Below are 14,832 nucleotides of genomic sequence, written 5' to 3' on the forward strand. Positions count from 1 at the left end.
AACTATTCGGCGGCTTCGGCTTCGGCGGCGGGCTCCTCGGTGGCAGCCTCCTCCGTAGCGGCGGTCTCGCCGGCACCTTCGGCGTCCAGTTCCTCGGACGTCGGCGCAGCCACCACGTTGACCACCAGGGTGTCGGGGTCGACGATGAGGCTGGTGCCCTCGGGCAGCTCGATCTGGCCGGCGGTGATCTGGGTGCCCGCTTCGAGGCCCTCGACCGACACGGTCAACTGCTCGGGGATCGACAGGGCCTCGGCCTCGACCTGGATGGTGTTGGCGTCCTGGGTGACCAAGGTGCCGGGCACGGCGTCACCCTCGACGACGACGTTCACGTCGACGGTGACCTTCTCGCCACGGCGCACGACCAGCAGGTCGGCGTGCACGATGTTGCGCTTGATCGGGTGGATGACGATGGACTTGGTCAGCGCCAGCTGCTCCTTGCCGGCGATGTCCAGGGTCAGGATCGCGTTGGTGCCCGAATGACGCAGCACGGCGGCGAAGTCGCGCGCGTTGAGCTCCAGGTGCTGCGGGTCTTCACCGTGGCCGTACAGCACGGTGGGCACGTTGCCGTCGCGACGGGCCTGGCGCGAGGCGCCCTTGCCGGTGCGGGGACGCACCGCGGCGGTGAGCTTGTTGGGGGCCGAGTTCTTGGCCATGTGTTGTTCCTCCTGTAACCGGTTCACACACGGCCAGGGTCCAACTGAATGGGTTCCCGTCGATAACGGTAGGCCTTCTGCATTTACAGGAGAATCCACCCTCGCCGTGACGTCAGCAAGGGTAGCCGATACCGGCCTCAGATCTGAAATTCGGTGCCCGTGAGCTGCGCGGACAGCTGCCACAGCCCTTCGGCGGTGCGCTCCGAGCGGGCCAGCGGGCTGCGCGGGCCGGGGCCGGTCGCGCCCCGCATGCCGAACTTGGGGCCGATGAAGCTGTCGCCGGGCACGTCCTGGGATGCGGCGAACAAGGTCTGCCTGGCGCCGAAGTCGGCATCGGTGGCGACCTTGTTGGCGGCCAGCCACACCTTGGTGCCGACGGCGTTGCCGGTCTGCCCCTGCAGGTTGGTGGCCGAGTAACCGGGGTGCGCGGCGATCGCCCGGACCGGGGAGCCGGCCGCGGTGAGCCGGCGCTGCAATGCGCTGGTGAACAGCAGGTTGGCCAGCTTGGACTGGCCGTAGGCCGGCCAGGCCAGGTACGGCCGGGACTTCCAGTTCAGATCCTTGAGGTTGATCCAGCCGATCAGGTGCATCAGTGAGGCCACCGTCACCACCCGATCGGTGATCTTGGGCAGCAGCAGATTGGTCAGCGCGAAGTGCCCGAGGTGGTTGGTGCCGATCTGGCTCTCGAACCCGTCGGCCGTCTGCGCGAACGGCACCGCCATGATGCCGGCGTTGTTCACCAGCACGTCCACCGCGCCGACACCGGAGGCGAAGTCCCGGATCGAGGCCAGGCTCTGCAGATCCAGTGCGGCGACGGTGACGTCGCCGGTCATCTGCGCGGCGGCGGCATTGCCCTTGTCCACGTTGCGCACGGCCAGCGTGACCGACGCACCGACGCGAGCCAGTTCACGGGCGGTGACCAGACCGAGGCCGCTGTTGGCTCCGGTGACGATGACGCGGCGCCCGGCGAACGAGGGCAGGTCTGCGGCTGTCCAGCTCATGCTGGGAACACTACTTACTTCGCTGCGACCTTGAACCCGGAGATGATGCCCTCGATGTCCTTGCCCTGCTTCTGCGCCTCGTCGGCGTAGCTGGTGATGGTCAGCTGGATCAGATAGCGCTGGCCCAGGGCGGGCTGCTGGCCGGGAGCAGGCTTCGGCGGCGTACCGGTCGCGATGATAATGCGGTTGTAGCTCTGCATCCGGCGCCCGTTGAGGTCATAGGTGCCCTCGATCATCGACGACGGGAAACCGCGGAAGTTGTCGGCCGAGCCGTTGAGTTTGGTGAAGTTCTGCGACAGCTGCGCATCGGCGTCGGCATGCTTGAGGGTCTCGGCAATGTCGAAGTTCCCGGTCAGCTTGAACACCATCAGCATGGCCGTCGGATAGGTGTCGCCCTTGGCGATCACCCGGGTCCCCGGTGAGAGGTTGACATTGCTGTAGGCCTGCCAGCCGGCCGGCCGCGGCAGATCCACGGTCAGATCGGTGATCTTCTCCGGCGCGATCGGGTCGCCGGTGACACCGACGCTTTCCAGATAGGCCGAGAGCGGCACCGGCTTGGCGGCCGCGCCGGGTGCCGCGCTGGTCGTGGTCGTCGTGGTGGTGGTCCAGATGGACTGGTAATCCGGGGTGTCGTCCCCGCAGCCGGCCAACAAGAAAGCCAGCGCCACAACCCAAGCCGCGATTCTCACAGGATTTCGCGGACCCGATCGATCGGCCTTGCCAGCCGGGTGCCCTTGTCGGTGACCACCAGGGGCCGCTCGATCAGGATCGGGTGTTCGGCCAGCGCATCGAGCAGTTCATCGTCGGAAGCGTCGGCCAGACCCAGCTCGCCATAGAGCGATTCGCGCTTGCGCACCGCGTCGCGGACACCGATGCCGGCATCGGCGATCAGCGTGGCCAGCTCGGCCCGGGTCGGCGGCGTCTTCAGGTACAGCACGATCTCGGGCTCGATCCCGTTCTCGCGCAGCAGATCCAGCGTCTTACGGGAGGTCGAGCACTTCGGGTTGTGGAAGATGCGCGCACCCACGTTACGCGGACCCGTCGAAAAGTCCTGTCACCGAACCGTTTTCGAAGACCGCGCGGATGGTGCTGGCCAGCAGTGGGGCAATGGAGAGCACGGTCAGCTGCGGGAACTGCTTGTCCTCGGTGATCGGCAGGGTGTTGGTGACGATGACCTCACGCGCACCGGAGTCGGCCAGCCGCTGGGCGGCCGGGTCGGACAGCACGCCGTGGGTCGCGGCCACGATGACATCGGTGGCGCCGTCCTCGAGCAGCAGCCGGACCGCGCCGGCGATCGTGCCACCGGTGTCGATCATGTCGTCGGTCAGGATGCAGACCTTGCCCCTCACGTCACCGACGACGCGGTTGGACTTCACCTGGTTGGGCACCAGCGGGTCGCGGGTCTTGTGGATGAAGGCCAGCGGGACACCACCGAGGGAATCGGCCCACTTCTCGGCGACGCGCACGCGGCCCGAGTCGGGGGAGACGACGACCTTGTCGGCATCGCGGTACTTGTCGGCGATGTAGCCGCACAGCAGCGACTGCCCGCGCATGTGGTCCACCGGGCCGTCGAAGAATCCCTGGATCTGATCGGTGTGCAGATCCACCGTGACGATGCGGTCGGCGCCTGCGGTCTTGTACAGGTCGGCGACCAGGCGCGCGGAGATGGGCTCGCGGCCGCGGTGCTTCTTGTCCTGCCGGGCGTACGGATAGAACGGCAGGATCGCGGTGATGCGCTTGGCGCTACCGCGCTTGAGCGCGTCGATCATGATGAGCTGTTCCATCAGCCATTGGTTCAGCGGCGCCGGGTGGCTCTGCAGGACGAAGGCGTCGCAACCGCGCACCGACTCGTCGAAGCGGACGAAGATCTCGCCGTTGGCGAAGTCCCGCGCCGTCTGCGCGGTGACGGGTACGTCGAGCTCCTTGGCTACCTGCTCGGCGAGCTCGGGATGAGCCCGGCCCGAGAAGAGCATCAGGTTCTTGGGATTGTCGGTCCAGTCGTGGCTCACAGTTGTGCCTTCGCCGGTCGGGGTCGAATACGCGCCAATCGTACGTAGCCCGACGGGGCAGTCGTTGCCGGGTTACCAGAATCCGAACGTCAGGCGTCTTCTGGCGGGCGGGCCGCTGCAGCTTGATTCGCGGCTCGCGCCGCGGAAGCCGCCTTCGAGTCCGGTCGCTTGCGCACCACCCAACCCTCGATATTGCGCTGCGGACCAGCGGATATGGCCAGCGCTCCGGGTGGCACGTCCTCCCGCAGCACCGTCCCGGCGCCGGTGTAGGCGCCGTCCCCGACGGTGACGGGCGCCACGAACATCGTGTCCGAGCCGGTCCGGACGTGAGAGCCGACGGTGGTGCGGCGCTTGGTCTCGCCGTCGTAGTTCACGAACACGCTGGACGCCCCGATATTGCTGTGCTCGCCGATGTCGGCGTCACCGACATACGTCAGGTGCGGCACCTTGGTGCCGGTGCCGATGACCGCGTTCTTCGTCTCCACGAACGCGCCGAGCTTGCCGTGGGCGCCCAGTTCGGTGCCCGGCCGCAGATAGGTGAACGGCCCGACGGTCGCGCCCGCCCCGATCACCGACAGCTCGCCGTGTGTGCGGATGACCGAGGCGCCGTCGCCCACCTCCATCGATGTCAGCGTGGTGTCCGGTCCGATGGTGCAGTCGGAGCCGATCGCGGTGGCCCCCAGCAGTTGGGTGCCGGGCGCGATGACGGTGTCGGGGCCGATCTCGACGTCGGCATCGATCCAGGTGGTGCGCGGATCGGCGACGGTGACCCCGTTGCGCTGATGCCGCTCGATGATGCGGCGGTTGAGTTCGGCCGCCAGCGCCGAGAGCTGCACCCGGTCGTTCACCCCGGCGACCAGGGTGGTGTCGGCGACGTGCTGGGCACGCACCGGCAGACCGTCCCCGCGGACCAGGCCGATGGCATCGGTCAGGTAGAGCTCGCGTTGGGCGTTGTCGGCGCGCAGCCGGCCCAGCGCGGACCGCAGCGCTGCCGCGTCGAAGGCATACACCCCGGAGTTGACCTCGCCGATGGCACGCTGCGTGGCATCGGCGTCGGCCTGTTCGACGATCGCGAGCACGGCGCCCGCCTCGTCGCGGATGATGCGGCCGTAGCCGGTCGGGTCGGGCAGCGTCGTGGTGAGGATGGTGGCCCCGCCGTTGTCGTGGGTGCTCACCAGCGCGGCCAGCGTCTCGGCATCCAGCAGTGGCACATCGCCGGAGGTGACCACGACGGTGCCGGTGAAGTCGTCGGGCAGGCCCGACAAGCCGACGCCGACCGCATGGCCGGTGCCCAGCTGCTCCTCCTGCACCACGGTGACGATCCGGCCGCCGGCCCGCTCGGCGACCCGGGTCACCTCCGCACCCACCAGGTCCCGGCCGTGGCCGACGACCACCACGACGTGGCTGGGTTGCAGCGGGGTGACGGCCAGCAGGGCGTGCGCAAGCATGCTGCGCCCGCCCAGCGGATGCAGCACCTTCGGGGTGTTCGATCGCATCCGGGTGCCTGCCCCGGCGGCGAGGACGACTACAGCGATGTCGGTCGACACGACTCTCCTCAACACATCAGTTCGAGGTCGCTCGCGGAATGAGATTGCTCCGTCGCCAGGACTCGAACCTGAACTATCTGAACCAAAATCAGAGGTGCTGCCGATTACACCACGACGGACCGATCAACCCGAGACTCTAGTGCAACCCACTACTCTTCAAAACGTGGCAGCACCAGAGAAGGAAGCCCGCACCCCTCGTGCGCGGATGACCGGCTCCGAGCGCCGCCAGCAGCTCATCGAGATCGCCAAGTCGCTGTTCGCCGACCGTGGATACGACGGCACCTCGATCGAGGAGATCGCGCAGCGTGCGAACGTCTCCAAACCCGTGGTGTACGAGCATTTCGGCGGTAAGGAAGGGCTCTACGCCGTCGTCGTCGACCGCGAGATGTCGGCCCTGCTCGACGGCATCACGTCCTCGCTGACCAACAACCGGTCCCGGGTGCGGCTGGAGCGGGTGGCGCTGGCGCTGCTCACCTACGTCGAGGAACGCACCGACGGTTTCCGGATCCTGATCCGCGACTCGCCGGCCGCCATCACCTCGGGCACCTACTCGACGCTGCTCAACGACGCCGTCAGCCAGGTGGCCTCGATCCTGGCGGGCGATTTCTCCCGGCGCGGCCTGGATCCGGACCTTGCGCCGCTCTACGCGCAGGCGCTGGTGGGCTCGGTGTCCATGGCCGCACAGTGGTGGCTCGATGTGCGCCAGCCCAGCAAGGAAGTGGTGGCCGCGCACCTGGTCAACCTGATGTGGAATGGGCTGACCCATCTGGAGGCCGATCCCGTACTGGAAGCCGACTAACCGAGATCGCGGGACAGCAGGTCCTCGGTGGTCTCCCGGCGCACCGACAGATGTGCCCGTCCGTCGCGCACCACCACGATCGGCGGCCGCGCGACCAATGCGTCACCGCGGTCGGCGGTGCCCGAGATGGCCAGCAGGTCGCCCGGATGCAGATCGGTCGGCAGGGTCGCCTGCGCGCAGATCACCTCACCGGCCCGGCCGAGCACGGTGACCGGCCGTACCGATCCGAGCGGATGCCGGTTGGCCACGACGGCCGCACCGGACCCGGTGCCGTCGACCGTCACCGTGCTCCCGGCGACCGCCACCACGCGCGCGCAACTCACCAACGCCCTGGCCGCAATGGCGTGCCCCGATTCGACGACGACGATGGGACGCGGGAAACGTTGCGCCGCACAGCCCTCGTCGAGGGCGTCGTCGATGGCCTCGTCGAAGTCGGTCAGCTCGGCGCCCACCTCGCCGATGTGGATCTCGGACAGCGTGACACCGTGGCGGTCGCGGATGTCGGCCATGTCCGACAGGGCCTGCTTGATCTGATCGGCACCGCAGCGCAGCCCGGCCGTCCGCAGCATCGGCTGGTGGCACACCCGGCCGGCAAGGTCGGCCGACTCGATCAGCACCTGCTGCGGGCGGTGCAGCTGCGAGGCCAGCAGCGCGATCTCGGTGCCGCACCCCACGACCATCCGGCCCACCCCGGCGGTGGCCCGCAGATCGGTGGTGGTGCGGGCGCAGCCGTGCGCGACGATGCGGCCCGGATCGACACCGCCGGCCAGTCCGGCGGCGAGCTCGGCCGGGCTGCGCACCGCCAGCCCGACGCCTTCGTCGGCCACCCAGCGGGCCACCTCCCTGGTCAGCAGGGCGTGTGCGGCGTACACGGTCCGGCGTTCCGGCAGAGCCACCCGGTGGCGGCGCACCCGGTAACGGAACTCGGCCTCGTCGAGCACCAGAACCGGCGCGCCGAACTGGTCGGCGACCTCGGTCAGCGCCACCCCGCCCACGCACAGCCGGCCCTCGGCATCGACCTGGGCGGTCACCGGCCACACCGCAGAGTCGACCCGTTGGAGGGCTGCCCGGCGCAGCGAGTGCACCGCATCGAGAAGAGTCATGACCCCACGGTGCGCGGGGTCACGGCCAGGCGCCACGATCTTGACGCACTATTGACACCGGCGCACCAATTCTTGACACCGCAGCGCCGCCACTAGACTGGGCGCCATCATGACCGCACCGGGGCACCATTCTGTCGAGACCCCGCTGGCGGGCCTCATCGAGCTGGCATTCACCGATCCCGGCCTGCGCGCCGTCACGGAGCGCCCGGACACGCTGAACCTCGTCGGACCCGCCAGCGCGCGTCCCTTCGTCGCCGCCGCGGCCGCGCAGGCCGGACCGCTGCTCGTCGTCACCGCCACCGGCCGGGAAGCCGATGACCTGACCGCCGAACTGCGCGCCGTCTTCGGCGACGCCGCCGCGCTGTTCCCGTCCTGGGAGACGCTGCCGCACGAACGGCTCTCACCCGGTGTCGAGACCGTCGGCGCGCGGATGCGGCTGCTGCGCCGGTTGTCACATCCCGACGACGACCGGCTCGGCCCGCCGCTACGGGTGGTCGTCACCACCACCCGTTCCCTGCTGCAGCCGATGGCACCCGAGCTGGCCGACGTGGAGCCGGTCACCCTGACCGTCGGCGCCGAGACCGATTTCGACGCCACCATCGCCCGGCTGGTCGAGCTGGCCTACACCCGCGTCGACATGGTCGCCAAGCGTGGTGAGTTCGCCGTCCGCGGCGGCATCCTCGACGTGTTCGCCCCTACCGCCGAACACCCTGTGCGCGTGGAGTTCTGGGGCGACGAGGTCAGCGAGATGCGGATGTTCGCCGTCGCCGACCAGCGCTCGATCGCCGAGATCGCCATCGACCACCTGATCGCCGTGCCCTGCCGCGAGCTGCTGCTGACGCCGGAGGTGCGCGAGCGGGCAGGCCAGCTCGCGGGCGCCCGTCCTTCCACCGACAACACCATCGCCGGCACCGTCGGGGACATGCTGGCCAAGCTGGCCGAGGGCATCGCCGTCGACGGGATGGAAGCCCTGGCGCCGGTGCTGCGCCCCGACGATCTGGTGCTGCTCACCGAGCACCTGCCGGCCGGCACGCCGGTGCTGGTGTGCGACCCGGAGAAGGTGCGGTCCCGCGCCGCCGATCTGATCAAGACCGGCCGCGAATTCCTGGAGGCGTCCTGGTCGGTCGCCGCGATGGGGGGCGACGCCCCGATCGACGTGGAGGATCTCGGCGGCTCCGGCTTCCGCGGTCTCGACGAGGTGCGTGCCACCGCGGCCGCCGGCGGCCACCCGTGGTGGACGCTGAGCCAGCTCACCGCCGAAGGTGCCACCGAACTGGACTTGCGGCCCGCGCCGTCGGCACGTTCCCAGCAGTCGCTGGAAGAGATCTTCGCCATGCTGCGCGCCCACGCCGCCACCGGTGGCTTCGGCGTCATCGTGACACCGGGCACCGGCACCGCGCACCGCGTCGTTGAGCAACTCGGCGAATCTGATATCCCGGCAACACTTCTGGAGTCCGGGGCGACGCCGAAGGCCGGCGTGGTCGGCGTGCTCAAAGGGCCGCTGCACGACGGGCTGGTGCTGCCCGGTGCGAACCTGGTGATCATCACCGAGACCGACCTGACCGGCAACCGGGTCGCCGCAGTCGAGGGCAAAAGGCTTGCGGCCAAACGGCGTAACGTCGTCGACCCGTTGGCGCTCACGGCGGGTGACCTGGTGGTGCACGACCAGCACGGCATCGGCAAGTTCGTCGAGATGACCGAACGCGTGGTCGGCGGCGCCCGCCGGGAGTACCTGGTGCTGGAGTACGCGTCGGCCAAGCGTGGCGGCGGGTCGGACCGGCTGTACGTGCCGATGGACTCGCTGGATCAGCTGTCCCGGTACGTCGGCGGCCAGGCGCCCACCCTGAGCCGGCTCGGCGGCAGTGACTGGACGAACACGAAAACCAAGGCGCGCAGGGCGGTTCGCGAGATCGCCGGCGAACTGGTCTCGCTGTACGCCAAGCGCCAGGCGGCGCCGGGGCACGCCTTCGGGCCGGACACCCCGTGGCAGGCCGAGATGGAGGACGCGTTCGGGTTCACCGAGACCGTCGACCAGATGACCGCCATCACCGAGGTCAAATCCGATATGGAGAAGCCGGTCCCGATGGACCGGGTGATCTGCGGTGACGTCGGGTACGGCAAGACCGAGATCGCGGTGCGCGCCGCCTTCAAGGCGGTGCAGGACGGCAAGCAGGTCGCCGTGCTGGTGCCCACCACGCTGCTGGCCGATCAGCATCTCCAGACCTTCACCGCGCGGACGGCCGGCTTCCCGGTCACCGTGAAAGGGTTGTCCCGCTTCACCGATCCCGCCGACTCCAAGGCCGTGATCGAGGGCATGGCCGACGGCTCGGTCGACATCGTGATCGGCACCCACCGGCTGTTGCAGACCGGCGTGCGCTGGAAGGATCTCGGCCTGGTGGTCGTCGACGAGGAGCAGCGCTTCGGTGTCGAGCACAAGGAACACATCAAGAGCCTGCGCACCCACGTCGACGTGCTCACCATGAGCGCCACCCCGATTCCGCGCACACTGGAGATGAGCCTGGCCGGAATCCGGGAGATGTCGACCATCCTGACGCCACCCGAGGAGCGCTTCCCGGTGCTGACGTACGTCGGCCCGCATGATGACAAGCAGGTGGCGGCCGCACTGCGGCGCGAGCTGTTGCGGGACGGGCAGGCGTTCTACATCCACAACCGGGTGAAGTCGATCGACCAGGCCGCCGCCCGCGTGCAGGCGATGGTGCCGGAGGCCCGCGTCGTCGTCGCGCACGGGCAGATGAACGAGGACAATCTGGAGAAGACCGTCGAAGGGTTCTGGAACCGCGAGTACGACATCCTGGTCTGCACCACCATCGTCGAGACGGGACTGGACATCTCGAACGCCAACACCCTGATCGTGGAACGCGCCGACACGTTCGGCCTGTCCCAGTTGCATCAGCTCCGCGGCCGGGTCGGCCGGAGCCGCGAACGCGGGTACGCGTATTTCCTGTACCCGCCCGAGGTTCCGCTCACCGAGACCGCACACGACCGGCTGGCCACCATCGCGCAGAACAACGACCTGGGCGCCGGCATGGCCGTGGCGATGAAGGACCTGGAGATCCGCGGCGCGGGCAACGTGCTCGGCGCCGAACAGTCCGGGCACGTCGCCGGCGTCGGATTCGACCTGTACGTTCGCCTGGTCGGCGAAGCGGTGGAGGCCTACCGCGCCGCCGTGGACGGCAAAACCGTTGTGGGCGTGGAAGAACCGAAGGATGTGCGCATCGATCTGCCGGTGGACGCGCACCTGCCGCCGGACTACATCGGCAGCGACCGGCTGCGGCTGGAGGGCTACCGGCGCCTGGCCGCCGCGTCCGACGGTGCGGCCGTGGACGCGGTCATCGAGGAACTCGTGGATCGGTACGGTCCGCTGCCCGAACCCGCGCAACGACTGGTCGCGGTGGCCCGGCTGCGGCTGCTGTGCCGCGAATACGGTGTCACCGAAGTCGCCACCATCTCCGATTCGACGCTGCGGGTGGGGCCGGTGACCCTGCAGGATTCCCAGCAGCTGCGGCTCAAGCGCGTTTATCCGGGCGCGGCCTACCGGGCGACGACATCCGCTGTGCAGATCCCGATTCCGCGCACCGGCACGAACGTCGGTGCCCCGCGCATCCGCGATGTGGAACTGGTGCGAGCGGTGGCCGGGCTGTTGCTCACGCTGGACGGCAGGCCCGCGGGCGATGTGGACCTGACCGTGGGAGGTGGCGCGTCATGACGGTCGTTCTGGTGGATCCGCGCCGCCCGGCCCTGGTTCCGGTGGACGCCGTCGAGCTGTTGGCCGGCGACGTGCAGTACACCGAGGAGATGCCCATCAAGGTGCCGTGGTCGCTGCCGTCGGCACGCCCGGCTTATGACGGGGAGCCCGCGCCGGTACTGCTGTCCTCGGATCCCGAGCACCCCTCGGTCAAGGCCCGGCTGGCGGCCGGCGAGCGGCTGATCGCCGCTCCCGCACCGCAATCCGGCGAGCGGCTGGTCGACGCCGTCGCCATGATGGACAAGCTGCGCACCGACGGGCCATGGGAGAGCGAGCAGACGCACGACTCGCTGCGTCGTTACCTGCTCGAAGAGACCTACGAACTGTTCGACGCGGTGCGCAGCGGTGACGCCGTCGAGCTGCGCGAAGAGCTCGGAGATGTCCTGCTGCAGGTGCTCTTTCACGCCCGCATCGCCGAGGACGCGCCCACGCATCCGTTCGGTATCGACGACGTCGCCGACGCGCTGGTCCGTAAGCTCGGCAACCGCGCATTCGGGGTGCTGGCCGGCGAATCGGTGTCGCTGGAAGAGCAGTTGGCGCAGTGGGAAGAGCGCAAGTTGGCGGAGAAACTCGCGAAGGCGCGCCTTTCCTGCATGGACGACGTGCCCACCGGCCAGCCCGCACTGGCCCTGGCGCAGAAGATCCGGGAGCGGGCCGCCGCCGCGGGGCTGCCCGACGACCTGGTGCCCCCCACCCTGCTCGAGGTGCGGATCGACACCGGTACCGACGTCGAAAATGACCTGCGCACAGCGGTTCTAGAGTTCATCGACACCATCCGAGCGGTCGAGAACACCGTCTTCGCCGACCGTCGCGGGGACGCGATCGGCGACGCGCCACCCGCCGCCATCACCGGGGACGAGTGGCGCGCCCACTGGCCGTCAGCCCAGGAGGGTTTGGCCTAGATAGCCGTCGGGTTGCGCGCCGGGCAGGATCGCGAACGTCGCCGTGCCGATCGTGGTGACCCAGCGGTTCAACGCGTCGGCGGCCGCAAGTCTGCGCTGCACCGGGACGAAGCTGCGTCCTGGGTCGCGTTGGTAGACCGCGAAGAGCAATCCGCTGTCGGTGGTGCTCCCGGGCGCGGGCGGGTCGTCGTAGTTGTACGGCCGCCGCAGCATCAACTCGTCGGGGGCGCGGTGTCTGGCCAGGGCGATGTGCGCGTTGGGCGGGATCACCGGGATACCGCCGCGCGCAGCGGTCAGGTCCGGTTCGTCGGACTCGCGTTTCCCCGTCAGCGGGGCACCGTTGTCCAGCCGCCGGCCGACGGCGAATTCCTTGCTCTCCCGGTCCAGTTCGTCCCAGGTGTCCATGTCGGCGCGGATCCGGCGCAATATCAGGACGGTGCCCCCGGCGAACCACGGCTGCTGGGCGCCGTCGTCCCAGACGTGCCGGTCGAACTCGGCCGGCTCCCGCAGGTTCGCAGTCCCGTCGACCTGGCCCATCAGGTTGCGCATAGTGGTGCCGGAACGTTCGGCGCCTGCGGCATGACGGAATCCGTTCTGCCGCCAACGCTGAACCACGAGGCTGCGGACATTCTTCAGCAGCACCCGCGCGGCATGCGCCAGTGCCATCGGGTCGTCGGCGCACAGCTGTAGAAGCAGATCCCCACCGCACCAACGTGGTTCGAGTCGGTCGGTGCCGAAAGCTGGCATCGGGTACACGGAGTTGGGCTGCCGATCGGTGAACCCGGCCTTGTCGAACACCGCGGGACCGAGCCCGACGGTCACGGTGAGCCGCGCCGGCCGCAGGGCCAGTTCGGGTTCGGTGTCGGCCAGGGCCGGCACCCCCTGTGTGAGGCGGGCGGCGTCGGCGCTCCACAGCCTGAGCACGGCGGCGAGTTGCTCACGCCCGCCGCCGGGTCTCAGGTCGAGGCCGACGAACAGCGCATGCGCCTGCGGGGTGGTGGTCACCCCACTCTGATGGAGTCCATGGAACGGTTCGATGCCGAAACCGGTTGGAGCCGAGGCCGACTGGGCAGCGCCACTTCGGGTGAGCGCGGCGCCGGCCGCGAGCGCGGCGGCACCCCCGGTGAGGAGGCGCCGCCGGTTCACGTCAACCATGCGATGAGTAATCCTCATTGGCGCCGGCGAAATCGCGGACCTGTGCGGTGACGTCGAGCGTCGAGCCATCCTCGAACGTCACAGTCACCGGGACGTCGGCACCCGGCGACAACGGCGCCTTGAGGTCCATCAGCATCAGATGATCACCGCCGGGCGCCAGTTCATGCGTCCCTGCCGCCGGTACCACGATGCCGCCGGCCTTCGGGTGCATGGTCTTGGTGCCGGTCGCATCCGCGGTCACCTCGTGCACCTCGACCCGGCCCGCGATCGGCGAGGCACCGGACACGATGCGGGCCTCGTGGTGGCCGGCATTGGCGAAAGTGCCGAAGACCGCTGCCATCCCGGATTCAGCCGCGCTGGCCCACTGATCGCTGACGGTGACCTCGGCTGCCATGGGTTGCTCTTGGTGCGTGCTGGTGCAGCCCGTCAGAAGCAACACCAGCGCGACGAGCGCCGCGCGCCTACTTGGCACGCTTCACCGCCCCGATGGCCAGGTCAGCGATCAGGAAGGCCGTCAACGGAATTCCGAACAGCGGCAGGAACCAGCCGACCGCCACCGCGGCGATCGCCAGGCCCCCGACCGTTGCCGGATGCAACCTGCGCACGCCACCCCGCTGCGGCGCTCTGCCCGTCGCCCATGCCGACCCGCGGGTCGGGCGGCGCTGCCACCACATCCGGTAGCCGCCGACGATGACGCCCACCAGCGCCACCGCGATGCCGAGCAGGATCAGCTGGTTGAGCAATCCGAACAGGAACCCCATGTGCGCACGGATGCCCCAGTCGGCGAGCATCGCCACCACGGAGTAGTCGCGCCAGTAGTCCAGCGTGCTGGTCACGGTGTTGGTGGCGGGATCGACGGTGGCGGCATTGGTGGTCAGCCGGTACGGCTTGTCCAGTTCGGTGACGCTGACACCGGCGCCGGGCTCGGTCGGGAGGGCCACCTCCACCGGCAGTGCCACGCCCGCCCCGGCCGCGGCGTCGACGACGGCCTGGTAGTCGACCGGACCCATCGCGACGGCCGCGCTGGTCGCGGTATCCATCTGCGGCCGTTGCCAATTCAGGGCCGTGCGGATATCGCTGACATGCGCACCCGCGTAGGTCGACCAGGTGATGCCGGTGGCCGACAGGAACAGCAGCCCGGTCAGCAGCCACACCCCGGTGGCGCCGTGCCAGTTGAGCGTGCGGGCGCGGCCCTTGAGCCGGCGGCCCACCGTGAAGATGCGGCCCCGCCGGAACAACCACAGGCACAACCCGCCGAGCGCCACCACCCACAGCCAGGACGCCGCGGTCTCGCTGTAGATGCGGCCCGGTTCGCCGAGCTGGAGATGGCGGTGCAGGCCGTCCAGCCACGTGCTCACCGGCAGGTACCCCAGCCAGGTCGGCTCGTCGCCCAGCACGCGGGCGGTGTACGGGTCGACGAAGACGGCACGCCGGAATTCCTCGTCGAGTGCCGGATCGGCGAAGTAGACGCGGGTGGATTCGTCCGGTTCAGCGGCCGGGCGCATCCCCGTGATGGCCAGGCCGGGATGCGCGGTCACGGCCGCGGCGGCCTGGTCGCTCAGCGATACCGGCCGGCCGGAGGCCTCGACGTGGAGCAGGTCGCCGTAGACCAGTCGCTCGATGGTGGGTGCCATCGCGTACAGCCCGCCCGTGACGGCGGCGACGACGATGAACGGGGCGACCAGGATGCCGGCGTAGAAGTGCAACCGCATGATCAGCGGGCGCCAGCTACGCCGGGGTGGTGGCGGTAGGTCGGTGGGGGTGACGGGTGCGGAGATTTCCTCGGGAAGGGTCATGTGACGTGCTCTCTGAATCGCTGCGAAAAATCGGGATGCGCGCAACGCGCACGACCGCAGCCCATGGAGGGCCTGCGGTGAGATGGAGAAGTGCCGGCCGC

13 protein-coding genes and 1 tRNA gene are annotated in these 14,832 nt (G+C 69.3%); 3 read left to right on the forward strand and 11 right to left on the reverse strand.

The genetic code is table 11. The features are described from left to right. Positions 1-2: 2 nt before the first annotated feature. The 7 genes from AC1DY7_RS17770 to AC1DY7_RS17800 form a co-directional block, all read right to left on the reverse strand. Positions 3-653, reverse strand: coding sequence for a 50S ribosomal protein L25/general stress protein Ctc (locus tag AC1DY7_RS17770; protein WP_477495002.1), 651 nt, complete (start codon positions 651-653; stop codon positions 3-5). A 137-nt stretch (positions 654-790) separates the two neighbouring features. Beyond that, positions 791-1,654, reverse strand: coding sequence for an oxidoreductase (locus tag AC1DY7_RS17775; RefSeq protein WP_477495003.1), 864 nt, complete (start codon positions 1,652-1,654; stop codon positions 791-793). A 14-nt stretch (positions 1,655-1,668) separates the two neighbouring features. Beyond that, complete coding sequence (locus AC1DY7_RS17780; protein WP_477495004.1) at positions 1,669-2,322, reverse strand: LpqN/LpqT family lipoprotein; 654 nt, start codon at positions 2,320-2,322, stop codon at positions 1,669-1,671. Between the two features lie 17 nt (positions 2,323-2,339). Beyond that, the gene (gene arsC, locus AC1DY7_RS17785) at positions 2,340-2,681 is read right to left on the reverse strand and encodes an arsenate reductase (glutaredoxin) (RefSeq protein WP_477495005.1); all 342 of its coding nucleotides are present in this window, start codon (positions 2,679-2,681) and stop codon (positions 2,340-2,342) included. 1 nt (position 2,682) lies between these two features. Next, a complete protein-coding gene (locus AC1DY7_RS17790; RefSeq protein WP_477495006.1) occupies positions 2,683-3,663 on the reverse strand; it encodes a ribose-phosphate diphosphokinase in 981 nt (326 codons plus the stop codon). 89 nt (positions 3,664-3,752) lie between these two features. Continuing rightward, positions 3,753-5,159 (reverse strand): bifunctional UDP-N-acetylglucosamine diphosphorylase/glucosamine-1-phosphate N-acetyltransferase GlmU, encoded by a 1,407-nt coding sequence (gene glmU / locus AC1DY7_RS17795; RefSeq protein WP_477495068.1) that lies wholly within the window; start codon positions 5,157-5,159, stop codon positions 3,753-3,755. A gap of 98 nt (positions 5,160-5,257) precedes the next feature. Next, a tRNA-Gln gene (locus AC1DY7_RS17800) sits at positions 5,258-5,329 on the reverse strand. A gap of 86 nt (positions 5,330-5,415) precedes the next feature. On the opposite strand from AC1DY7_RS17800, the gene AC1DY7_RS17805 reads away from it, so the two are divergent. After that, positions 5,416-6,009: a TetR/AcrR family transcriptional regulator gene (locus tag AC1DY7_RS17805; RefSeq protein WP_477495069.1), complete on the forward strand. Its 594-nt coding sequence runs from the start codon at positions 5,416-5,418 to the stop codon at positions 6,007-6,009. Here AC1DY7_RS17805 and AC1DY7_RS17810 read toward each other — a convergent pair. Beyond that, complete coding sequence (locus tag AC1DY7_RS17810) at positions 6,006-7,112, reverse strand: diaminopimelate decarboxylase (protein ID WP_477495007.1); 1,107 nt, start codon at positions 7,110-7,112, stop codon at positions 6,006-6,008. The genes AC1DY7_RS17805 and AC1DY7_RS17810 overlap by 4 nt on opposite strands. A gap of 109 nt (positions 7,113-7,221) precedes the next feature. On the opposite strand from AC1DY7_RS17810, the gene mfd reads away from it, so the two are divergent. Further along, complete coding sequence (mfd, locus tag AC1DY7_RS17815) at positions 7,222-10,839, forward strand: transcription-repair coupling factor (protein WP_477495008.1); 3,618 nt, start codon at positions 7,222-7,224, stop codon at positions 10,837-10,839. Continuing rightward, on the forward strand, positions 10,836-11,780 hold the full coding sequence (locus tag AC1DY7_RS17820; protein WP_477495009.1) for a nucleoside triphosphate pyrophosphohydrolase: 945 nt from the start codon (positions 10,836-10,838) through the stop codon (positions 11,778-11,780). Before mfd ends, AC1DY7_RS17820 begins: the two co-directional genes overlap by 4 nt. Here AC1DY7_RS17820 and AC1DY7_RS17825 read toward each other — a convergent pair. From AC1DY7_RS17825 to AC1DY7_RS17835, 3 genes are read right to left on the reverse strand one after another with little or no spacing between them, the layout of a single operon-like run. Beyond that, positions 11,757-12,935: a Dyp-type peroxidase gene (locus AC1DY7_RS17825; protein WP_477495010.1), complete on the reverse strand. Its 1,179-nt coding sequence runs from the start codon at positions 12,933-12,935 to the stop codon at positions 11,757-11,759. The genes AC1DY7_RS17820 and AC1DY7_RS17825 overlap by 24 nt on opposite strands. After that, entirely contained in the window at positions 12,928-13,407 is a 480-nt protein-coding gene (locus AC1DY7_RS17830; protein WP_477495011.1) for a copper chaperone PCu(A)C, read from the reverse strand. The genes AC1DY7_RS17825 and AC1DY7_RS17830 overlap by 8 nt, the downstream gene beginning before the upstream one ends. Continuing rightward, positions 13,397-14,731 carry a PepSY-associated TM helix domain-containing protein gene (locus tag AC1DY7_RS17835; RefSeq protein ID WP_477495012.1) on the reverse strand — a complete coding sequence of 445 codons (1,335 nt, stop codon included), beginning with the start codon at positions 14,729-14,731 and terminating at the stop codon, positions 13,397-13,399. The genes AC1DY7_RS17830 and AC1DY7_RS17835 overlap by 11 nt, the downstream gene beginning before the upstream one ends. Positions 14,732-14,832: the final 101 nt, after the last annotated feature.

The sequence above is a fragment of the Mycobacterium sp. P2_H7 genome (assembly GCF_056403275.1).